The 22,275-nt window shown below is 53.0% G+C and carries 20 protein-coding genes; 6 read left to right on the top strand and 14 right to left on the bottom strand.

The window, feature by feature from the left end; genetic code table 11:
- Nucleotides 1-9: 9 nt before the first annotated feature.
- From KXD89_RS14835 to cecR, 4 genes are read right to left on the bottom strand one after another with little or no spacing between them, the layout of a single operon-like run.
- The gene (locus KXD89_RS14835) at nt 10-1,143 is read right to left on the bottom strand and encodes an ABC transporter permease (RefSeq protein ID WP_000070131.1); all 1,134 of its coding nucleotides are present in this window, start codon (nt 1,141-1,143) and stop codon (nt 10-12) included.
- Nucleotides 1,136-2,872, bottom strand: coding sequence for an ATP-binding cassette domain-containing protein (locus KXD89_RS14830; protein WP_000996107.1), 1,737 nt, complete (start codon nt 2,870-2,872; stop codon nt 1,136-1,138). Before KXD89_RS14830 ends, KXD89_RS14835 begins: the two co-directional genes overlap by 8 nt.
- Entirely contained in the window at nt 2,865-3,860 is a 996-nt protein-coding gene (hlyD, locus tag KXD89_RS14825) for a secretion protein HlyD (RefSeq protein ID WP_001393495.1), read from the bottom strand. The genes KXD89_RS14830 and hlyD overlap by 8 nt, the downstream gene beginning before the upstream one ends.
- Nucleotides 3,861-3,862: 2 nt before the next feature.
- Nucleotides 3,863-4,534 carry a DNA-binding transcriptional regulator CecR gene (gene cecR / locus KXD89_RS14820; RefSeq protein ID WP_001296991.1) on the bottom strand — a complete coding sequence of 224 codons (672 nt, stop codon included), beginning with the start codon at nt 4,532-4,534 and terminating at the stop codon, nt 3,863-3,865.
- A 228-nt stretch (nt 4,535-4,762) separates the two neighbouring features.
- Between cecR and rhlE the strand changes: the two genes are divergently transcribed.
- On the top strand, nt 4,763-6,127 hold the full coding sequence (gene rhlE, locus KXD89_RS14815) for an ATP-dependent RNA helicase RhlE (RefSeq protein WP_000007101.1): 1,365 nt from the start codon (nt 4,763-4,765) through the stop codon (nt 6,125-6,127).
- Between the two features lie 231 nt (nt 6,128-6,358).
- Here the strand turns inward: rhlE and ybiA are convergent, their stop codons facing one another.
- A complete protein-coding gene (gene ybiA, locus KXD89_RS14810; RefSeq protein WP_001145126.1) occupies nt 6,359-6,841 on the bottom strand; it encodes an N-glycosidase YbiA in 483 nt (160 codons plus the stop codon).
- A 119-nt stretch (nt 6,842-6,960) separates the two neighbouring features.
- Between ybiA and dinG the strand changes: the two genes are divergently transcribed.
- From dinG to ybiE, 4 genes are all read left to right on the top strand, one after another.
- On the top strand, nt 6,961-9,111 hold the full coding sequence (gene dinG, locus KXD89_RS14805; RefSeq protein WP_001340191.1) for an ATP-dependent DNA helicase DinG: 2,151 nt from the start codon (nt 6,961-6,963) through the stop codon (nt 9,109-9,111).
- 27 nt (nt 9,112-9,138) lie between these two features.
- Nucleotides 9,139-10,101 carry a DNA-binding protein YbiB gene (gene ybiB, locus KXD89_RS14800; protein WP_000386551.1) on the top strand — a complete coding sequence of 321 codons (963 nt, stop codon included), beginning with the start codon at nt 9,139-9,141 and terminating at the stop codon, nt 10,099-10,101.
- 140 nt (nt 10,102-10,241) lie between these two features.
- Nucleotides 10,242-11,327 carry a hydroxycarboxylate dehydrogenase HcXB gene (hcxB, locus tag KXD89_RS14795; RefSeq protein ID WP_000443530.1) on the top strand — a complete coding sequence of 362 codons (1,086 nt, stop codon included), beginning with the start codon at nt 10,242-10,244 and terminating at the stop codon, nt 11,325-11,327.
- Between the two features lie 66 nt (nt 11,328-11,393).
- The gene (gene ybiE / locus KXD89_RS14790) at nt 11,394-11,453 is read left to right on the top strand and encodes a protein YbiE (protein ID WP_211180490.1); all 60 of its coding nucleotides are present in this window, start codon (nt 11,394-11,396) and stop codon (nt 11,451-11,453) included.
- 102 nt (nt 11,454-11,555) lie between these two features.
- On the opposite strand, the gene ybiJ is transcribed toward ybiE, so the two are convergent.
- From ybiJ to mcbA, 5 genes are all read right to left on the bottom strand, one after another.
- Complete coding sequence (gene ybiJ, locus KXD89_RS14785; RefSeq protein ID WP_000849301.1) at nt 11,556-11,816, bottom strand: DUF1471 family protein YbiJ; 261 nt, start codon at nt 11,814-11,816, stop codon at nt 11,556-11,558.
- A 264-nt stretch (nt 11,817-12,080) separates the two neighbouring features.
- On the bottom strand, nt 12,081-12,347 hold the full coding sequence (gene ybiI, locus KXD89_RS14780) for a C4-type zinc finger protein YbiI (protein WP_000146343.1): 267 nt from the start codon (nt 12,345-12,347) through the stop codon (nt 12,081-12,083).
- A 73-nt stretch (nt 12,348-12,420) separates the two neighbouring features.
- Nucleotides 12,421-13,098 carry a PKHD-type hydroxylase YbiX gene (gene ybiX / locus KXD89_RS14775; protein ID WP_000990177.1) on the bottom strand — a complete coding sequence of 226 codons (678 nt, stop codon included), beginning with the start codon at nt 13,096-13,098 and terminating at the stop codon, nt 12,421-12,423.
- A gap of 41 nt (nt 13,099-13,139) precedes the next feature.
- Nucleotides 13,140-15,422: a catecholate siderophore receptor Fiu gene (locus tag KXD89_RS14770; protein WP_000430057.1), complete on the bottom strand. Its 2,283-nt coding sequence runs from the start codon at nt 15,420-15,422 to the stop codon at nt 13,140-13,142.
- 264 nt (nt 15,423-15,686) lie between these two features.
- Nucleotides 15,687-15,947 (bottom strand): DUF1471 family periplasmic protein McbA, encoded by a 261-nt coding sequence (gene mcbA / locus KXD89_RS14765; protein WP_000710619.1) that lies wholly within the window; start codon nt 15,945-15,947, stop codon nt 15,687-15,689.
- A 275-nt stretch (nt 15,948-16,222) separates the two neighbouring features.
- Here mcbA and rlmF point away from each other — a divergent pair, with 275 nt between their 5' ends.
- Nucleotides 16,223-17,149 carry a 23S rRNA (adenine(1618)-N(6))-methyltransferase RlmF gene (rlmF, locus tag KXD89_RS14760; protein ID WP_001295299.1) on the top strand — a complete coding sequence of 309 codons (927 nt, stop codon included), beginning with the start codon at nt 16,223-16,225 and terminating at the stop codon, nt 17,147-17,149.
- Here rlmF and ybiO read toward each other — a convergent pair.
- The 4 genes from ybiO to glnH form a co-directional block, all read right to left on the bottom strand.
- Complete coding sequence (gene ybiO, locus KXD89_RS14755) at nt 17,146-19,371, bottom strand: mechanosensitive channel protein (protein WP_001267253.1); 2,226 nt, start codon at nt 19,369-19,371, stop codon at nt 17,146-17,148. The two genes, rlmF and ybiO, sit on opposite strands and share 4 nt — an antisense overlap.
- Nucleotides 19,372-19,631: 260 nt before the next feature.
- Nucleotides 19,632-20,354: a glutamine ABC transporter ATP-binding protein GlnQ gene (glnQ, locus tag KXD89_RS14750; RefSeq protein WP_000569083.1), complete on the bottom strand. Its 723-nt coding sequence runs from the start codon at nt 20,352-20,354 to the stop codon at nt 19,632-19,634.
- Nucleotides 20,351-21,010: a glutamine ABC transporter permease GlnP gene (glnP, locus tag KXD89_RS14745; RefSeq protein WP_001159065.1), complete on the bottom strand. Its 660-nt coding sequence runs from the start codon at nt 21,008-21,010 to the stop codon at nt 20,351-20,353. Before glnP ends, glnQ begins: the two co-directional genes overlap by 4 nt.
- Before the next feature lie 138 nt (nt 21,011-21,148).
- On the bottom strand, nt 21,149-21,895 hold the full coding sequence (gene glnH / locus KXD89_RS14740) for a glutamine ABC transporter substrate-binding protein GlnH (protein WP_000843866.1): 747 nt from the start codon (nt 21,893-21,895) through the stop codon (nt 21,149-21,151).
- Nucleotides 21,896-22,275 lie beyond the last annotated feature (380 nt).

The following is a 22,275-nucleotide window of genomic DNA, read 5'->3' as shown; positions in this document are numbered from 1 at the left end:
CTCTTCTCCCTAATCCAGCCGACGTTTGGTTTTCAGCCACGTCAGGCCGATAAACATCACCGCCGAAGCGATCAAAAACAGCACGTTTACCACCAGCACCACTGGAATATTCCCGGCGAGGAACAGGCTTTGCAGGGTGCTGACGAAATAACGAGCGGGAATAATGTACGTCACCGCGCGGATCACCGCGGGCATACTGTCGATCTGAAAAATAAAGCCGGAAAGCATAATCGACGGCAGAAAAGCGGCGTTCAGGGCGACCTGAGCGGCATTGAACTGGTTGCGGGTAATCGTGGAAATCAGCAGCCCCATCCCCAGGGTACTGAGTAAAAACAGGCTGGAGATAAAAAACAGAATCAGCAGCGACCCGCGATACGGCACGCCGAGAATAAACACTGACACCAGCATACACAGCAACATCGCCAGCATCCCGAGAAAGTAATAAGGGATCAGCTTACACAGCAGCAGTTCCGTGCGGGTAATCTCCGTAGAGAGCAGAGCCTCCATGGTGCCGCGTTCCCATTCTCGCGCCACCACCAGCGAGGTGAGAATCGCGCCGATGACCGTCATGATAATGGTCACCGCACCGGGGATAATGAAGTGCTGGCTAATCGCCGCCGGGTTAAACCAGTAGCGGGTTTGTACATCAATAAGCGGTTCAAAAGTCTGCCCGTTGTCCTCCGCTCGCTGCATTTGCCAGATCTGCCAGATCCCTTCGACATACCCCTGTACAAAGTTAGCGGTATTCGGCTCACTGCCGTCGGTGATCACCTGAATCGGTGCGGTGGCGTTGGCGCGCTCCATCTGTTCCGCAAAATCCACCGGAATAACCACCAGACCGCGAATTTTCCCCGCCTGCATTTTGGCGATCAGTTCCTGACGGTTATCGCTGATGGTGGCGTCGATGTAGGGCGAACCGGTCATGGTGTGGGTGAAATCCAGCGCCGCTTCGCTACGCTGTTCCAGTAAAATCCCGACCCGCAGCTTGCTGGAGTCGAGGTTAATGCCGTAACCAAAAATAAACAGCAGTAGCAGCGGGATCACTACCGCAATCAGCCAGCTACTCGGATCGCGAACGATCTGCCGCGTCTCTTTAACGCACAGCGCCCGTACGCGACGCCAGGACAGGATCGGGTTACTCATTGCTATGCTCCTTATCCCAGTCGTGGATCAACTGAATAAAGGCTTGCTCCATGGTGGGATCGGGTTGCTCATCGTTAGCCGACTGTGCTTTCAAATCGTCCGGCGTGCCGCTGGCGATTAATTTCCCGCGGTACACCAGGCCGATGCGGTCGCAATATTCCGCTTCATCCATAAAGTGGGTGGTGACCATCACCGTGACGCCTTTCTCTACCATGCTGTTGATGTGCAGCCAAAATTCACGGCGGGTGAGGGGGTCAACGCCGGAAGTCGGTTCGTCGAGAAACAGAATGTCCGGTTCATGCATCAGCGAACAGGCCAGCGCCAGCCGCTGTTTAAAACCTAATGGCAGTTCATCGGTGGCGTGGGAGGCGATACTTTTCAGGCCGAACGCCTCGCTCATGCGGGAGATTTTTTCGTTCTGCGCCCGACCGCGTAAGCCATACACACCAGAGAAAAAGCGTAAATTCTGTTCGACCGTCAGGTTACCGTAGAGCGAAAATTTTTGCGCCATATAGCCGAGATGCTGGCGCGCTTTACCGGAACTCTCTTTCAGATCCATCCCCAGCACCAGCGCCTGGCCGGAAGTCGGCACCAGCAAACCGCACATCATCTTAAAGGTGGTCGATTTACCCGCGCCGTTTGGCCCCAGCAAACCAAAAATCTCCCCACGTTTAACGGCAAAGTTGACGTGATCGGTGGCGGCAAAATCCCCAAATTTCTTGGTCAGTTCTTTCGCTTCGATCACCGTCTCGCCGGGTGTGCCTTCTACCGTATGTAATATTGCGCCCAGCGGCGATTCCGAGGTTCCGGCACCGCCCAGCAAATCAATAAACGCATCTTCAAAACGCGGCGTAGTTTCGTTGATGTTGATTTCCGGCATCCCGTCGGCATGGCGAATATCGTCTGGTGTGGCCTCTTTTTTGAGGATCAGACGTACCGATTTCCCCTGAATCATGCCGTCGCTGACCTGCGGCAGTTTCAAGGCGCGTTGCAACAGTTTGCGGTTGCCCTCGTGTGGACTGGTCATCAGAAAGCTGCGTCCGGCCATGGTTTGTGTCAGGGCTTTTGGTTCTCCCTGATACAGCAACTCGCCTTCGTTCATCAGTAACACGTCACGGCACTGCTCGGCTTCGTCGAGATACGAGGTACTCCAGAGGATTAACATCCCTTCGCCCGCCAGCTCATGCACCATCTGCCACAGTTCGCGCCGTGAGATAGGGTCAACGCCGACGCCGGGTTCATCGAGCAGCAACACTTTCGGTTCGCCCACCAGGGTACAGGCCAGACCGAGTTTTTGTTTCATCCCACCGGAGAGCTTGCCCGCCAGGCGTCCGGTAAACGGCCCAAGAGACGTAAACTCCAGCAGGCGAGCAAAAGTTTGCTTACGTGCCTCGCCGGTGACGCTGCGCAAATCCGCGTACAGATTGAGGTTCTCCATCACCGTGAGATCTTCATACAGACCAAATTTCTGCGGCATATAACCGAGCACGGCGTGCAGCGCGCCGTCGTTTTTGATCGGATCAAAGCCAATCACCGTGGCACTGCCGCTGTCGGGTTTCAGTAATCCCGCCAACATCCGCATCAGCGTGGTTTTACCTGCACCGTCCGGCCCCACCAACCCCGTCACATAACCGGCGTGAATGGTACAATCGAGCGGCGCGACGGCGGGCTTGTCCATGCCCGGAAAGCGTTTTTCCAGGCCGTTCAGCGTGATAACGGCATCATTCATGTCCTGCCTCGTCACCGAATTGTACCGTCACTGGCATTCCCTGGCGTAACGCATCATCGGCGTCGGTCACCACAATACGCAGGCGATAGACGAGGTCGGTACGCAGATCCGGCGTTTCGACGGTTTTCGGGGTAAATTCAGCAGTCGGCGAAACGAAACCAATCTGCCCGTGATACGGCTTGTCCGGGCGACCATCGGTATAAAGCAGCACTTTGCGCCCCGGCTGGGCCTGGTCAAGATTACGTTCATCAACATAAGCGCGCACCCACACCGGACGCGTTAGTGAAACGGTAAACACCGTGCCACCTTCATTGAGGACCGTGCCTGGCTCCACCGCGCGCGTTAACAGCGTGCCATCAGACGGGGCTATCAACGTTGAGTCCTGTAAATTCAACTCCGCCTGCGCCAGTTGCGCCTGCGCCTGTTCGAGGCTGGCTTTCGCCTGAGCGATGTCCTGTTCACGGTTACCGGAACGGTACTGACGCAATTTATCCTGTGCTGATTTCAGCGTTGCCTGCGCCTGGTCGCGCGAGGAGCGGGCATTTTCCAGGTCATTTGCCGAAATAGTGCGGCTTTTCCACAACCCTTGCTGGCGGTTATAGAAGTTCTGCGCATAGTCATAGGCGGCTTGCGCCTGTTTCACCGCTGCGGCGGCCTGAGCGATTTCTTCATTGCGATACCCGGCAAGCATCAGGTCATACTGCGCCTGTGCCACCGAAACACCCGCTTTCGCCTGCATCAGGGCAATCTCATACGGCTTGTGATCCAGTTCGCCCAGCACCTGGCCCGCTTTGATAGCATCACCTTCGTCCACCGCCAGCGATTCAACGCGCCCCCCAACACGGAAACTAAGATTTACCGTACGAATATCCACGTTGCCATACAGCGTCAGGCCGTTATCCTGGCGGCTTTGATACCACCAGTAGCCTCCGGCAACCACGGCGGCAAGTACCACTACCGCCAATCCGATCACGACAGGTTTTTTCATCACTACAAACTCCTTTGCGATAATCCTTGCAAAATCAGGTCGATATGACAGGTCACCGTCTGGTTGATCAGTTCGGTCTTTTCTTCATCGAACGCGGTCCAGCCGGTACGTAACAGAATTGTTTCTTTGCCAAGACGGAACGCCAGAATCTCACCAATCAACGCATGGGTATGAAGGATCATGCGGGTGTCATTGGCGTCGCAGCCGGTCCAGGCGGCAATCAGGCGTGTCAGGTGGCTGTGTAGCGGACTAATCACCTGTTCGTGCACCAGGTGGTAGGCTGCCGTGGGAGAGAGCTGCTCACGGGAGATAAACTTGCTGAGGTTGACGGTGTCATCCTGGGTGAGCAGCTTAATCATGTTCCTGCAGGCGCGAAGGATCAGTTCACGGATGGCAGCCCGATCAGGCTGTGGTTGCGCGAACAAGCGTTCGGCTTCCTCGGCATGCGGACGGAACTGCTCGCCAATAAAATCGGCAATCCACTGGGCGCAGGCGAGGTACAAATCTTCTTTCGAACCGAAGTAGTAGGTGATGGCAGCGATATTCTGCCCGGCCTGGGCGGCTATCTCGCGAGTGGTGGCGTTCATTCCATATTCACCAAACTGCGCCAGTGCGGCAGCAATCAGCTGTTTTTTCGCCTGTTCACCCTTGATTGTCATGGCAGGATTATTCATCGCACAGTCCATTCTTAATCAAATGATTGATTAAGATTATGACTCCATAGGGGAGTTGTCCAGTATGGCTAAGAATTTTAGCAACGCCAGTCACAGGGATAATTTATGCGCTGCGTCACAAAAACTGCTACACTCCGCTCCCTCATGACATTGTGGTTTTTGTCATTTTCCTTTTCAGTATCTCCCTGAAAACTACACCGGTAACGGTCGGGGCGGTTCGGAGTAGTTATGTCTTTCGATTCTTTGGGTTTAAGCCCTGATATCCTGCGCGCCGTTGCCGAGCAGGGTTACCGTGAACCCACCCCTATTCAGCAGCAGGCGATCCCTGCGGTGCTGGAAGGCCGCGACCTGATGGCTAGCGCCCAGACCGGCACCGGCAAAACAGCGGGCTTTACGCTGCCGCTGTTGCAACACCTGATCACTCGCCAGCCGCACGCCAAAGGGCGTCGTCCGGTACGTGCGCTCATTCTTACCCCGACCCGTGAACTGGCGGCGCAGATTGGCGAAAACGTCCGTGATTACAGCAAATACCTGAACATTCGTTCGCTGGTGGTGTTTGGTGGTGTGAGTATTAACCCGCAGATGATGAAACTGCGTGGCGGCGTTGATGTGCTGGTGGCAACCCCGGGACGTTTGCTGGACCTGGAACATCAGAATGCAGTGAAGCTGGATCAGGTTGAAATCCTCGTCCTCGATGAAGCTGACCGCATGCTCGACATGGGCTTTATCCACGATATCCGTCGCGTGTTAACAAAACTACCTGCGAAGCGCCAGAACCTGTTATTCTCCGCGACCTTCTCTGACGATATTAAAGCCCTGGCGGAAAAACTGTTGCACAACCCGCTGGAAATCGAAGTGGCACGCCGCAATACCGCGTCTGATCAGGTGACCCAGCACGTTCACTTTGTCGATAAGAAACGCAAACGCGAATTGCTGTCGCACATGATTGGGAAAGGGAACTGGCAGCAGGTGCTGGTGTTTACCCGTACCAAACACGGCGCTAACCATCTGGCTGAACAGCTCAATAAAGATGGCATCCGTAGTGCGGCGATCCACGGCAATAAATCGCAAGGTGCGCGTACTCGTGCGCTGGCTGATTTTAAATCGGGCGATATTCGTGTACTGGTGGCAACTGACATCGCTGCGCGCGGCCTGGATATTGAAGAGCTGCCGCACGTCGTCAACTATGAACTGCCAAACGTACCTGAAGATTATGTCCACCGTATCGGGCGTACCGGTCGTGCGGCTGCTACCGGTGAAGCGTTGTCGCTGGTGTGTGTTGATGAACACAAACTGCTGCGTGATATCGAAAAACTGCTGAAAAAAGAGATCCCGCGCATTGCGATTCCGGGCTATGAGCCGGACCCGTCAATCAAAGCCGAACCGATCCAGAACGGTCGCCAGCAACGTGGCGGCGGCGGTCGTGGGCAAGGTGGTGGTCGCGGTCAACAGCAACCACGCCGTGGGGAAGGTGGCGCAAAATCTGCAAGCGCGAAACCTGCAGAAAAACCGTCTCGCCGCCTCGGCGATGCCAAACCGGCAGGCGAACAACAACGTCGCCGCCGTCCGCGTAAACCTGCCGCTGCGCAGTAATCTTTTATGCCGGGCTATGCCCGGCATCAGGCTGATGAACAAACGCAAAACTGCCTGATGCGCTACGCTTATCAGGCCTACGTGAACTCTGCAATATATTGAATTTGCATGCTTTTGTAGGCCGGATAAGGCGTTTACGCCGCATCCGGCATTTCACAACAAGCACTTGTCAGCAATTTGAGAACACGGGAAAAAATTTATCTGTTTTACCGCCCATAAGCCACCGAGACGTTACTTCTCTATAGCCAATTGTTCGCGCAACTCCATTAAAAGGTAGCCCAGTCGATTCTTGCCCTTACCATGACCACCGTCTCCCCAGTAAGCATCGTTTTCCGTATGCTCAACCAGTTTTGCGGGCGCGGTTGCCAGCAAGAGCGCACGCAGTTCTGCATGCTGTTCGAATTTAGCGCGAAGTGCTTTTCGCATCACCTGTTCTTTGACCGACTCCCAGTTTTTACGCAGAGGCTTAGAACGATCGCGCCCCATGCGTGCGGCGACCATAGGGGAAGAAACCCGACGGATCTCTTCGCGGTATTTTTCATCAAGGAATTTTTGTGCCTGAAAATAGTGTTCTGAGGTAGGCCAGGTTTTCCCGTCAACCTTGATGGGCCAGGCGGCAAAGTTAGAAAAATCACCGTAGTCATCGCTGGTGCTGTAGAAATTTATGATGGTGTCTTGCATGACGTGTTGGATCCTTTGTGCTCGAACGGGCATTAAACCGCATTATGTTGGTGGTTATTGCGAGCCGCTTTCCAGAAACAGAAAAACCATTACCCCTGAAAACCGAAAAATGCCACAATATTGGCTGTTTATACAGTATTTCAGGTTTTCTCATGGCATTAACCGCCGCGCTTAAAGCGCAAATTGCCGCCTGGTATAAGGCGCTTCAGGAACAGATCCCCGACTTTATTCCCCGTGCGCCGCAGCGGCAGATGATTGCGGACGTCGCCAAAACGCTGGCCGGAGAAGAAGGGCGACATCTGGCGATTGAAGCCCCCACCGGCGTTGGGAAAACGCTCTCTTATTTGATTCCCGGCATCGCCATTGCCCGCGAAGAGCAAAAAACGCTGGTGGTGAGTACCGCCAACGTGGCATTGCAGGATCAGATTTACAGCAAAGATTTACCGCTGCTGAAAAAGATCATTCCCGATCTTAAATTCACTGCCGCTTTTGGGCGTGGGCGCTACGTTTGTCCGCGTAATCTGACGGCGCTCGCCAGTACTGAACCCACGCAACAGGATCTGCTGGCGTTTCTTGACGACGAACTGACGCCGAACAATCAGGAAGAGCAAAAACGTTGTGCGAAGCTGAAGGGCGATCTCGATACTTATAAATGGGATGGTCTGCGCGATCATACTGATATCGCTATAGATGACGATCTCTGGCGTCGTTTAAGTACCGACAAAGCCAGCTGCCTCAACCGCAATTGTTACTACTATCGTGAATGCCCGTTTTTTGTCGCTCGTCGGGAGATTCAGGAAGCGGAAGTGGTGGTGGCAAACCATGCGCTGGTGATGGCGGCGATGGAAAGCGAAGCGGTATTGCCTGACCCGAAAAATTTACTGCTGGTGCTGGACGAAGGCCATCACCTGCCGGATGTGGCGCGGGATGCGCTTGAGATGAGCGCCGAAATCACCGCGCCGTGGTATCGGCTACAGCTGGACTTGTTCACGAAACTGGTCGCTACCTGCATGGAGCAGTTTCGCCCGAAGACCATCCCACCGCTGGCGATCCCTGAACGTTTGAATGCGCATTGTGAAGAGTTGTATGAGCTTATCGCCTCGTTAAACAACATTCTCAATCTCTACATGCCTGCCGGGCAGGAGGCAGAGCACCGTTTTGCGATGGGCGAACTGCCAGATGAAGTGCTGGAGATCTGCCAGCGGCTGGCAAAACTCACCGAGATGCTGCGTGGCCTGGCGGAGTTATTTCTTAACGATTTAAGTGAGAAAACCGGCAGCCATGACATTGTACGTCTGCATCGGTTGATTTTGCAGATGAACCGCGCGTTGGGGATGTTCGAGGCGCAAAGCAAACTCTGGCGGCTGGCTTCGCTGGCGCAATCTTCCGGTGCACCGGTGACCAAATGGGCGACGCGGGAAGAGCGCGAAGGGCAGCTACACCTCTGGTTTCACTGCGTGGGAATACGTGTCAGCGATCAGCTGGAAAGGCTGCTGTGGCGCAGTATTCCGCACATTATTGTCACCTCCGCAACCTTGCGTTCGCTGAACAGTTTTTCGCGTTTGCAGGAGATGAGTGGTCTGAAAGAGAAAGCGGGCGACCGTTTTGTGGCGCTGGATTCCCCCTTTAACCACTGCGAACAGGGCAAAATTGTTATTCCCCGGATGCGCGTTGAGCCTTCCATCGACAACGAAGAGCAGCATATTGCCGAAATGGCGGCCTTTTTCCGTAAGCAGGTGGAGAGCAAAAAACATCTCGGTATGTTGGTACTGTTTGCCAGCGGACGGGCGATGCAGCGCTTTCTCGACTATGTGACGGATTTACGTCTGATGTTGCTGGTTCAGGGCGATCAGCCGCGTTACCGTTTAGTTGAACTGCACCGCAAACGCGTCGCCAACGGTGAGCGCAGCGTGCTGGTGGGCTTACAGTCATTTGCCGAAGGGCTTGATTTGAAAGGTGATCTGCTCAGCCAGGTGCATATCCACAAAATCGCTTTTCCGCCCATCGACAGCCCGGTGGTGATCACCGAAGGGGAATGGCTGAAAAGCCTCAACCGCTATCCGTTTGAGGTGCAAAGCCTGCCGAGCGCCTCGTTTAACCTGATTCAGCAGGTTGGGCGACTGATTCGAAGCCACGGTTGCTGGGGCGAAGTGGTTATCTACGACAAACGCTTGCTGACCAAAAATTATGGCAAGCGACTACTGGATGCATTACCGGTATTTCCGATAGAGCAACCGGAAGTCCCTGAAGGTATAGTTAAAAAGAAAGAAAAAACGAAATCCCCACGCCGTCGGCGGCGTTAATGATGTGAGTCAGGTAAGGAGTCGTAAATGGACTATCGCAAAATCATTAAAGAGATCGGGCGCGGGAAAAACCACGCGCGCGATTTAGACCGGGATACTGCGCGCGGTCTGTATGCTCATATGCTCAATGGTGAAGTCCCTGACCTTGAGTTGGGCGGCGTATTGATTGCGCTGCGTATCAAAGGAGAAGGGGAAGCAGAGATGCTCGGCTTTTACGAAGCCATGCAAAATCACACCATCAAGCTGACGCCGCCAGCAGGCAAGCCGATGCCGATTGTCATCCCCAGTTACAACGGCGCGCGTAAACAGGCCAACCTGACGCCGTTGTTGGCGATTCTCCTGCACAAACTCGGTTTTCCTGTGGTGGTTCACGGGGTTAGCGAAGATCCAACCCGCGTGCTGACTGAAACCATTTTTGAATTGATGGGTATTACGCCAACGTTGCACGGCGGGCAGGCGCAGGCGAAGCTCGACGAACATCAACCGGTGTTTATGCCAGTCGGCGCGTTTTGCCCGCCGCTGGAAAAACAACTGGCGATGCGCTGGCGGATGGGCGTGCGTAACAGTGCACATACCCTGGCGAAACTGGCGACGCCATTTGCCGAAGGTGAGGCGCTGCGTCTTTCCAGCGTTTCGCATCCGGAATACATTGGACGCGTCGCGAAGTTCTTTAGCGATATCGGCGGGCGGGCGCTACTAATGCATGGTACTGAAGGTGAAGTGTATGCTAATCCGCAGCGCTGCCCGCAGATCAATCTCATTGACCGTGAAGGGATGCGGGTGCTGTATGAAAAACAGGACACTGCTGGTAGCGAGTTACTGCCACAAGCAAAAGATCCGGAAACCACGGCGCAGTGGATTGAGCGTTGCCTTGCTGGCAGCGAACCGATTCCCGAATCGCTGAAAATCCAGATGGCTTGCTGCCTGGTGGCTACGGGTGAAGCGGCAACTATCAGCGACGGCCTGGCGCGCGTTAATCAGGCATTTTAATTCTTTTCTCAGCCGGATGAGCCATGTCATCCGGCTTTTACCCCACCGCAATATGAAATTCCTGCATCTTTATTGACCTTCCCACGCCCGGCGTGCAGCATAAAAATACAACAAACACATAACATAAACAGGAGTTAACCATGGAAAGTGGTCATCGCTTTGATGCTCAGACGCTGCACAGTTTTATTCAGGCTGTATTTCGTCAGATGGGTAGCGAGGAACAAGAAGCGAAATTAGTTGCCGATCATTTAATCGCGGCAAACCTGGCAGGGCATGATTCACATGGTATTGGCATGATCCCAAGCTATGTACGCTCCTGGAGTCAGGGGCACCTGCAAATTAACCATCATGCCAAAACCGTTAAAGAGGCGGGGGCGGCGGTCACGCTCGATGGCGATCGCGCATTTGGTCAGGTCGCGGCACATGAAGCGATGGCGCTGGGGATTGAGAAAGCGCATCAGCACGGTATTGCCGCCGTGGCGCTACATAACTCGCATCATATCGGCCGTATCGGTTACTGGGCGGAGCAGTGTGCAGCGGCGGGGTTTGTCTCTATCCACTTTGTTAGCGTGGTCGGTATTCCAATGGTCGCGCCGTTCCACGGTCGCGACAGCCGCTTTGGCACCAATCCGTTCTGTGTGGTTTTCCCTCGTAAAGATAATTTCCCGCTGTTGCTTGATTACGCCACCAGCGCCATTGCATTTGGCAAAACCCGCGTCGCCTGGCATAAAGGCGTCCCCGTGCCGCCAGGTTGCCTGATTGACGTTAACGGCGTGCCGACGACCAATCCGGCGGTAATGCAGGAGTCGCCGTTGGGTTCGCTGTTGACCTTTGCCGAACATAAAGGCTACGCCCTTGCAGCGATGTGTGAAATTCTTGGCGGGGCGCTTTCCGGCGGTAAAACGACGCATCAGGAAACGTTACAAACCAGTCCCGATGCCATTCTTAACTGCATGACCACTATCATCATCAACCCGGAACTCTTCGGCGCGCCGGATTGTAACGCGCAGACCGAAGCCTTTGCCGAGTGGGTGAAAGCCTCGCCGCATGATGATGATAAGCCGATTTTGCTACCGGGCGAGTGGGAAGTGAACACGCGTCGCGAACGGCAGAAGCAGGGGATTCCACTGGATGCGGGAAGCTGGCAGGCCATTTGTGATGCAGCGCGGCAGATTGGTATGCCGGAAGAGACGTTGCAGGCTTTCTGTCAGCAGTTAGCCAGCTAAAAAAAAGCCCGTCCAGTGGCGGACGGGCAAACAAGGGTAACATAGGATCAATGAGGGTTAGAGCATATGCGTCTGTCGGCAAACAGACAGGGAAATACTTGTGCTGGACGTAGCGTAAACGCCTGATCCGTCCAACGGTTCGGATTTTGTAGGCCTGATAAGACGCGGTAGCGTCGCATCAGGCATCTGTTGCCGGATGCGGCGTAAACGCCTTATCCGTCCTACGAATTACTTATAAATTACCGCAGTACCGCTTAATTTATTGTTGTTGGTGGCGGAAGTGATGCTGTATCCACTGGCACCGGCTGCCGCGGCTTTCTCAGCCAGTTTCGCTTCCAGGGCATCGAGGGTGGATGCGCCATCGGCAGAAACCACGCCGATTTTATTCATGTTCTGTGCCTGGGATGCCGTTACCGGTTCCGCCGCGAACACGCCAAATGACAGAGTTGAAAGAGCCATAGCAGCAACAACAGTATTGATAGTTTTCATAATTAATCTCTCGCAGGTGATTTTTGTATAAGTGACGTTGTTTCGTCGATGTGATGAGTATCACGTTTTTTTACGAGAGATAAAATCGAAGAGAATTGACCGCCTTGTTCAAATAAATTGATTGATATCTAACCTACTGATAAACCATTTATTTGTTGTACTTATGAACTTGTTTTATACCGCGTGGCAGTCACAGCAGCGTTAAAGGCACGGAATGACACGCAAAATACAAATTATACTCGCTATGCATCTCGCCAGTTGTAGTTAACGTAACTGGCTGTCTTTCGAACCTCTGCGATTATATCCTGTATAAGCTGGTTTTTGTAAATCTTTCTCCTGCTGACAATGAATACATAAGCGCACGCCAGGAATGGCTTCCCGACGGGCCTGCGGGATGGGGGCACCGCACTCTTCACATTCATCCAGGCTTTCGCCGCGCGGAATTTCACCCCGAGCGCGGGCAATCGCATCTTCAATTGTACTGTTGATCTGTTCGTTGACGGCGTCATCGTTAGCCCAACCGGATGCCATATCGACCTCCCCATATCAATACTTGTACAGTTAAGTGTAGCTAATCCAGGGACGAACTCGGGCAGTTCAAGCATCAGATCTCCGACCATTCCCGCAGCAGATTATGATAAAGATTAAGCAGCGACAGGATCTCTTCACTTTCGCCGTAGCGGCTTTTCAGCGACTGAATATTGTTGTCCAGTTCAAACAGCATGGCGCGCTTTTTATCATCGCGGATCATCGACTGGATCCACATAAATGATGCCACTCGTACGCCGCGGGTTACGGGTGTCACGCAATGCAGGCTGCTGGAGGGATACAACACGAGATCGCCTGCCGGGAGTTTTACCCGATGTTGTCCGAAGGTGTCATTAACGACCAGTTCGCCGCCGTCGTAGCTTTGTGGATCGCTTAAAAACAGCGTGGCAGAAAGGTCAGTACGCATCCAGCCGTTTTGTGGATGGCTGCGTACTGCGCCATCCACATGGAAACCATAGGTTTCATTGTTCTGATAGCGATTAAACAGCGGCGTGGAAAGGGTACGCGGCAAGGCCGCGGCAAAGAATAAAGCATGTTGGTTAACCGCGTTCAGCACCTCATTTTGCAGGGCGGCGTATAACGTGCTGCGGGTGTCGACCTGTTGATTGTTCTTAACTTGCGCACCTTGTGCGCCGGTGGTGACGCGTCCATCCACCCATTCGGCTTGTTCCAGTTGTTCGCGAAAACGAGCGACGTCCTGTGGCGATAACACGCCGGGAATGTGGTACATCATACAATTTCTCCAAAAAGTGGGGCCTGCGCCCCACATCTGAATCAGAAATGCATATTGGCTGTGAGCAAGAAGGTTCTTGGCTCGCCCGGGTGATAACGGTAGCCGCTCTTGTTGATTGAGGCGACGTAATCGGTATCAAACAGGTTGTAAACGTTTAGCTGGAAGTCGAGATTGCGATTAACTCGATACCCCAGTTTGGCATCGGCGACCCAGTAACCTTCGGTAAACGCTGGCGTTCCCACCGCGCCGTCTGAACCTTTATGCATACTGCCGATATAGCGTGCGCCCGCGCCAACAGAGATATCGTCGGTTGCCTGATATTGGCTCCATAAGGTGAAGGCGTGCTCCGGGGTATACGGCAGCGATGAGGAACCATCCTGGGCAACATCTTTGCCGTTTTTGATGGTTGCTTTTTGCTGGGTATAGCCGCCAATCACCTGCCACGCGGGAGTGATATTCCCGGCCACGGATATCTCATAGCCTTCGACGCGTTTCTTACCGTATTGCGAGTAAGTTCCGTCATCATTTTGCTCAACTTCATTTTCGATATCAGTGCGGAACAGCGCGGCGGTGAGCAACAGACGTTTATCCAGAACCTGCCATTTGGTGCCAATCTCGCTGGTGTTGGCTTTTTGCGGTTTAAAATCGGTGCGGTTGGCACTGTTACCGCTGCCAGACTGCGCAAGGGCGAAGTTGTTGCCGCCCGGAGGCTGCTGGGAAACGGCATAGTTAATATAGACATTGCCGTTTTCCGTCAGGTGATACAGCGCCCCGGCTTTCCAGTTCATCAGATTGCCCGACTTGGCGGTGTCGACGGTGGTGACCGGAGAACCTTTTGCCACACCAGTTGGGCAGGTGATGGCACCGCGTCCGCTGCCGCCGCAGGCGGTGGCACTGTCATATTCAGTATGATAATTATCCAGACGGATCCCGCCGTTCAGCTCAAAATCACGGGTGATTTGCAGCGTATCAAAGGCGTAAATTGCGAAGGTATCCGTCTGACCATTGGCGTTTGCGCCGTTGCGCGTCAGGCCGCCGGGATGAATGCTGCTGTCAGGATGATAAATATTTACCGCGGGTAACGTCACCGGATTAACGCCGTAGTTAGTCTGCGTTTCACGGGTAAATTCCACGCCGGTACTGACATCATGACCGATAGAACCGGTATAGAACGTCGAGGTCAGGTTGGTCTGGTTGGTGAGAATTTTATTACTCACATCTTTGGTATTCGCCGTGCGTGACCAGGTCCAGCTATTCACATCGCTGGTGGGCTGAGTAATATTCGACGCCCCGCCCATAATCGCCGTCATCAGGTAATCCTGCTTTACGCGCGACCAACGGGTAGTATTGCGAATGGTGGTGTTATCGTTGATGTCGTGCTCAAAACGCATGGTGGCGGTGTCGGTGGTCGAATCGTCGTAATCGGAATCCGTGCCGTAAAAGTTATGAGTATCAACTTTTCCGGAATGATTCAGGGCCGCCGTTCCCGCAGATGGGGCAGAATAGCCCGGCAAACCGATGGTCGGAATGCCGCCGTCTGGCGTGTTGTGCTGGGTGACATGCAGATAATTAAGATACAAACGATTCGCTGTACCAAGGCCAAAAGCGACAGAAGGGGCGACGCCGTAACGCTCATTTTTGACTTTGTCGCGTCCGGCATCGTGCGTTTTTTCGCCCATTACATTCAGGCGCACCGCGGTGGTATCACCAATGACCTGATTGACGTCCAGCGTGCCGCGGCGGAACCAGGCGCTGCCAATACTGGCGGAGGCGTCAATGCCGGAATCATTGCGCGGCTGCTTGCTGATCATATTGATCGAGCCTGTCGGTGCGCTGCGCCCGTAGTCGGTGCCGGACGGCCCTTTAATCACTTCGACCTGCTCGGTATTGAAGGTGTCGCGCGAGACGCTGCCGATATCGCGAATGCCATCAATATAAATACTGTTAGAGGTATCGGCACCACGCATATAAATGGCGTCGCCAGTGGTGGAGTTACCGTTCTCACCCGCAAAAAACGCACCCACGCCGGGGACGTTTTTGAGCGCGTCGGTAAGGTTGGTTGCGCCCTGATCTTTAATCACTTGTTCAGAAATTACCGTCATCGTGCGGGTAGTATCCGCTACCGGACGCGAGAATTTCGGATCGGCAGATTGTTGTGGCGCATAAAGCGAAGGCGTTGATGCTTCGACAACCAGCGTGTCATCCGCGTTAGTTTGCCCTTCGGCGGCGAGTGCCTGAGCCACAGGCGTGATGCCAATACAAAGACCGGCAAAGAACGTGAGCGAATGAAATTGTCTGGCAGGGAAATTGCGATTGTTTTCCATTTTGCAGGTGACTTTTTCTTATATGTTGAAATTTTCACTGCCACGAGAAAGCCTCTCTGCGGATGCGATGCCACTGTTAATCCCGTGATAGTGCTCGTGAAAGTGATAATAATTTTGATAAGCATTATCACTTGGAGCGATTTTCTATCACCCATTGCGCGAAAAAGAAATACATTTATTTACATTGAGTTCATATTTGATGTTTTTTGATTACAAAACAGACGAAAACTGCATCCAGAGGCGAATGCAGTTACGTTGGTGGGGTTATTTGTAGATGGTTGCAGTACCGAACATCTGGTCATTTCCGCCTGCGGAATTAATGACATAACCTTTCGCGCCTTGTTCGCGCGCTTTTTCTGCCAGTTTATCCTCCAGATCGCTTAGGTTTGATGCGCCAGTTGCCGAAACGGTACCGGCGGGCCGTAGCTGACCGCTGTCCAGGTTACTCATCGGTTGCGCGGCATAAGCCGTGAGAGAGATTCCGCTCAGGACGGTGGCAATCAGTAGTGTGAGGCACTTTTTCATAATGACATCCTCATAAATACAACGGGTAGTGCCTGATAAGTGTAGGTCGCCTGCGCGATGCAAATGACGCAAAAAATTGACAGAGATGTGCTTATTTTTTGAACGATATATTTTTACAAAATAAGACAAATCAATGACATGCATAATGCTGATTTTTATGATGAATTGCCATAAACCATAGCCATGTTAAGGTTTTGGGGAATGATAAACGCAGCCAGATATTTACCCTGTCGCGTTATGCGGGTATCTTACGCCGCTGCTTAAAGGAGAATGCTATGTCCGCCCAGAAACCGGGGTTGCATCCGCGCAACCGTCATCACAGCCGCTACGATCTCGCCACGCTTTGTCAGGTCAATCCTGAACTCAGGCAATTCCTCACGCTTACACCCGCCGGGGAGCAAAGCGTAGACTTTGCCAATCCGCTGGCGGTGAAGGCGCTCAATAAGGCGTTGCTGGCCCATTTTTACGCCGTAGCGAACTGGGATATCCCCGACGGTTTTCTCTGCCCACCAGTACCGGGCCGGGCGGATTATATTCATCACCTTGCCGATTTACTGGCAGAAGCAAGCGGAACAATTCCAGCGAATGCCAGCATTCTGGATATCGGCGTTGGTGCGAACTGTATTTATCCGCTGATTGGCGTACATGAATATGGCTGGCGTTTTACCGGTAGTGAAACCAGCAGCCAGGCGTTAAGCAGTGCGCAGGCGATTATCAGTTCTAATCCGGGGCTTAACCGCGCCATTCGTCTGCGTCGGCAAAAAGAGAGTGGGGCGATTTTTAACGGCATCATCCATAAAAACGAGCAATACGACGCGACCTTGTGTAACCCGCCATTCCACGATTCCGCCGCTGCGGCACGGGCAGGTAGTGAGCGTAAACGCCGTAACCTGGGGCTGAACAAAGACGATGCACTGAACTTTGGCGGCCAGCAACAGGAGTTGTGGTGTGAAGGCGGTGAAGTCACCTTTATCAAAAAGATGATTGAAGAGAGCAAAGGCTTCGCGAAGCAGGTGATGTGGTTTACATCACTGGTATCTCGTGGTGAAAACTTACCGCCGTTGTATCGTGCCCTGACGGACGTGGGCGCGGTGAAGGTGGTTAAAAAAGAGATGGCCCAGGGGCAAAAGCAGAGTCGCTTTATTGCCTGGACCTTTATGAACGACGAGCAGCGCCGCCGTTTTGTCAATCGCCAGCGTTAAAGCGTTGGTTCCCCCGGCGGTAACGGTTCAGCCGGGGTCGCGCCCGGAGCAGGCAGCACCTGATAAGTCTGCACTGGCGCGCGAACGCCCGCCAGGTCGAAATGTTTTTTCACCTGGCTGTCGAGGGCAAAGCGTACCGTCCACTGTTTGAGTGGCAGCGTGGTGAACGAAACACGCAGTGTAAACGCGGTATTGCTTAAGCCGACAATCCCGGCAAAATTCGGTTCACCAATAATCAGCCCGCGAATTTCTTCGTTTTCCATTAATTCCGCTACCGCATCTTTCAGTGCCTGATTGGCTTTATCAGCATCTTCATGGCGATCAACATCATAATTTGCCACCACCGAACCAATGCCGCGGACAAAGTTAGCAAAGGTGGTTATCGAAGACCACGGAATGATGTGATACGCCCCGGTATCCTGTCGTACGCCCACGGAGCGAATCGACATCCGTTCCACTGTGCCGGTCAACGGCCCGATAGTCACCAAATCTCCAGTGTTCATGCCGTTTTCAAACTGAATAAATACCCCGGTGATAATATCTTTCACCAGCGTTTGCGAACCAAACGAGATAGCCAGACCTAATGCCCCGGCACCTGCCAGCAATGGCGCGATATTGACGCCGATTTCCGACAACACAATCATGATGGTGATGGTACTGATAATCACCGCCAGCGCGTTACGAAACAGCGTAAGCAGGGTACGCGTGCGGGCGCTGGGTAGCGGGCGGCCATGAATATCCGAAGCCAGCCGGTTTTCGATCAAACTGGCGAGCACCGTCCAGCCAACCGCCGAGAAGAAAAGAATGAGTGCGATACGGATCAGGATATCTACGGTTTTCTGCCCCGCGCCGTTTTGCAGCCAGTTCCAGAAATCGAACAATCCCCATGCGCTCAACAGCAACATTACCGCCACGCAGACTGTCAGAATACGCGCCGTTTTCAGCGCCGCCGACAGCCAGCCATTCAACCGTTTTTGCAGCTCCGGATAGTTACGCTGAGTATGTGGCGAGAGAGTGATGGTTTTCGCCAGCCAGCGGGAAAACATACCGGAAACAAACGCTGCGATACCAATAATCGCCAGGCTGCGCACCGTTGCACCCATCATAAATTTCAGGCTGTTGCCCGGATCGAACAACGAAAAGAAAAACAGCACGATAAAATAGGCGCTTGCCAGCCAGTGCCACACCAGCGCAAAGGCGCGGATAAACAGGCTGAAAAAGGCCAGCGAATGCTCCGCGAAGTTGAGCAAATGCTGGGTAATCTCTTTTTTATTACGAAAGATCAGGTACAACGCCCAGACGGTCATGCACAGCATAATGATGACGTTCGCCAGCGCACCTATCTGTACATTCACCTGATTAGAGATAATCGGCACGGCCACAATCAGGCCATAACCTATCAAACTGCTTAACCAGCTCAGGCGACGACTCCAGTAACGGGCGCTCTCGTCCTGAATCGTGAACGGGCGCAGCTCCGCCACGTTTGGGCAAAAAATCAGGCGTAGTACGGCTTTGAAAAATTCAATGAGGGCAAAGGCGTTGAGAAACAAACTTTGTTGGAAAGCGATGGTGCGACTGCCTGCATTCAGGTTGTCGCTTAATACCTGGCCGACAAATAATGTCAGGGCCAGTAACAGCAGGTCGATAATAAACGCCCCGATAATCATCGCCGGAAGCTGCAACCAGTTGCTGCGCTCACGATTTTTTTGCCGCGCCCACTGACCCATTTTGCGATACAGCGGCAGTGCGCACAGGCGAATCAGCCAGTAAAAACCAAACACTAATACCGCTAACATTGAAAAATGGGTCAGCGCATTGCTGAAGGTTTGTGGATTAAACGGCTTATGCGGGGAGCCGGTGATATTGCGATAAAGTTGCCCGAAGCGGGCGGAAAGGGCTTCACCATAATGGCGGCTGACTTCGGTGACCTTTTGCAGCACGGTTTGCTCTTCGACCAGCGTCGGCGGCACTATTTTTGGTACCGGTTCAGCAGGGGGCGTAGCGGCAACGGTGCGCAACTGGTCGATCAACTCTTTACGCGAGGTGTCATTATCCAGCACATCCGCCAGTGCGCCATAGGCCGCTTTTTTTTGTTCGATATCCGGTTCCGGGGCCGGTTCAGTCGTTGAGTCCGTTGTCGTTGTGGTTGTAACGCCGGGTATGGATACCGCGTGGGCAGGTGCGCCCAGCAGGCAGAAGAGGATGAACAGGATCCACCGCATGACTCCTCCAGTGAGAAAATAGAGCAAAAAGATAAGTATAGATGCTGGAGGAGGGGCGATTTTAAATGAGAGGAATCTGGTGTGCCTCCCTTTCGGGTGAAAGGGAGGAAGGGATATTAAGCAGGTTGCTGACAACGTGCGGGCTTTTTTGCCGGATGCGGCGTGAACGCCTTATCCGTCCTACAAGTTCATGCAATTTTAATAAGTTGCCAGATATCCTGTAGGCCTGATAAGCGTAGCGCATCAGGCAATGTGTCTTATTAAGAGACGTGCTGCAAAAATTCCTGCAAGCGCTGGCTCGGCGGGTTCTTGATCAACACCTGCGGATTGCCATCTTCCGCAATCCGGCCTTTGTCGATAAAGATCAGCCGCGAAGCTACTTTCTCGGCAAAACCGATTTCGTGGGTCACGATCACCATCGTCATCCCTTCTTCAGCCAGATCCTGCATAACCTTCAGCACTTCATGGCGCAGTTCCGGGTCAAGAGCGGAAGTCGGTTCATCAAACAGCATCATTTTCGGCTTCACCGCCAGCGCGCGGGCAATCGCCACACGCTGCTGTTGACCACCAGAAAGTTCGGAAGGGTAGTGATGTGCACGTTCTGCCAGACCGACTTTCGCCAGCAGCTCACGTGCCAGTTTTTCCGCCTCTTCTTTGTTCGCGCCACGCACGCGTAGCGGGCCAAACATGACGTTTTCCAGCGCTGTCAGATGCGGGAAGAGGTAAAACTGCTGGAACACCATACCTGCTTCCTGGCGAATCAGGCGCTCGTCAACTTTCGGATCGTTAACCTTCAGGCCATCGACAATCAGATCGCCGGAGGTGATTTCTTCCAGTTTGTTGATGCAGCGCAGCAGGGTCGATTTACCGGAACCGGACGGCCCGATAATCACCACGACTTCGCCCTGGGCAATGTTCAAATCGATATTGTGCAGCACCTGGGTTGGGCCAAAGTGCTTGGAGACGTTTTTAAATTCAATCACAGGATTTTCATCCTTCTTTCCAGACGACGCAGAATAAAGCTCAGCACCAGGGTAATAATCAGATAGAACACCGCCACGGCGCTCCAGATCTCAAGGGCGCGGAAGTTACCGGCAATAATTTCTTGCCCCTGACGGGTCAGTTCCGCCACGCCGATCACAATAAACAGCGAGGTGTCTTTAATGCTGATGATCCACTGGTTACCCAGCGGCGGCAGCATACGACGCAGTGCCAGCGGTAAAATGACGTAGCGAATGGTTTCCCAACGTGAAAGACCGAGCGCCAGTCCTGCTTCACGAAAACCTTTGTGGATAGACAGCACCGCACCACGCGTGATTTCCGCAATATACGCGCCGGAGTTGATCATGATGGTGACCACCGCCGCAGTAAATGGGTCGATGCGTAAGTCGTTAAACGCCATCGGCAGGGCGAAATAAATAAACATCACCTGGACGACGATAGGTGTGCCGCGGATCACTTCAATAAAGACCAGCGCGACGTGGTTGGCTATCCAACCTCCGAAGGTGCGTGCAAAACCTGCCAGCAATCCGATTACCAGACCGCCTGCCAGACCGAGGACCGAAATCCACAGGGTCATTTTGGCACCTTCAATCAGAAGCGGAATGGCAGGCCAGATGGCACTCCAGTCAAACTGCATATGTTGTTCCTGTTACCGTGGTGTAAATAATCAAATTCAGGGTAATTAATGGCCCCGGAGCGGGTTTGCGCCCCTCACCCTAATCCTCTCCCCATAGGGGAGAGGGAACTGCCAGTGCGTTTTACAGGTGTAGCGTTATTATTTCGGTTCAGTACCGAACCATTTTTTGTAGATTTCGTTGTAAGTTCCGTTCTCGCGCAGGGTTTTCAACGCGCCGTTGACTTTGTCACGCAGCTCGTCGCTACCTTTCGGGAACGCAATACCGTATTGCTGCGCTTCCAGAGAGTCACCTACCGCTTTGAACTGACCGTTACCGGCGGTTTTGATGAAGTACAGAATGTTTGGCGTATCGTGCAGAACGGCGTCTGCGCGGTTGGTGCCCAGTTCCATATAGGCGTTATCGATGTTCGGGAACTGACGCAGATCTTTAGTTTTGATGTTTGCTTTCGCGTAATCAACGGAGCCAGTACCGCTCTTCACAGCAACCACTTTCCCGTCGAGATCTTTCACGCTTTTCACATCGTTATTGTTAGCTTTCACCATCACTAACAGGCCGCTTTTGTAGTAGCCGTCAGAGAAATCGATCGCTTTTTTACGCTCGTCGGTGATGGTAATGCCCGCCAGCGCCAGATCGACGTTTTTGGTTTGCAGTGCCGGAATGATCCCACTGAAATCCATCGGCTTCAGTTCGTAATCCAGCTTCAGCTCTTTAGCGATGGCAGCCCACAGATCAACGTCAAAGCCCACATATTTATCGCCCTGTTTAAATTCAAACGGAACGAAGGCGGTATCCGTCGCGACAACTAATTTTTTATCCGCGGCATGAGAAGAAACCGCAAAAGCCAGGGTCAGTGCAGCCAGTGAAACTTTTAATACAGACTTCATAGCATTTCCTTTTTTCTATCCACGGGACGATCCCCTGCGTGACATTCACATATATGAAAAAATCGTGCCAGTTTTGCAACTCCTTGATTTTTCGAGATGCGGCAAAAACGTGATGCACGATTTATAGGGCAATACCCTGAAGATGCACCATTCTGGGGCACCAATCTGGTGCGCTAAAATTGTGCACTCAACACAGTGATTATTTAGCGTAAAACCTGATGAAAAAACAATCTTTATGTAACGATTGTGTGATGATGTGGATACAAAAAATTTACTTAATCAGCTGGAGATAGCAGATGGATGCACTAAATAAGTGCGTTGAGGTGGGCTGCAAAACAAAACGGCCTCCTGTCAGGAAGCCGCTTTTATCGGGTACTAAA

The sequence above is a fragment of the Escherichia sp. TC-EC600-tetX4 genome (assembly GCF_019356055.1).
In the GTDB taxonomy this organism is placed as follows: Bacteria; Pseudomonadota; Gammaproteobacteria; order Enterobacterales; family Enterobacteriaceae.
This window is presented reverse-complemented; position numbering and strand designations above follow the sequence as displayed.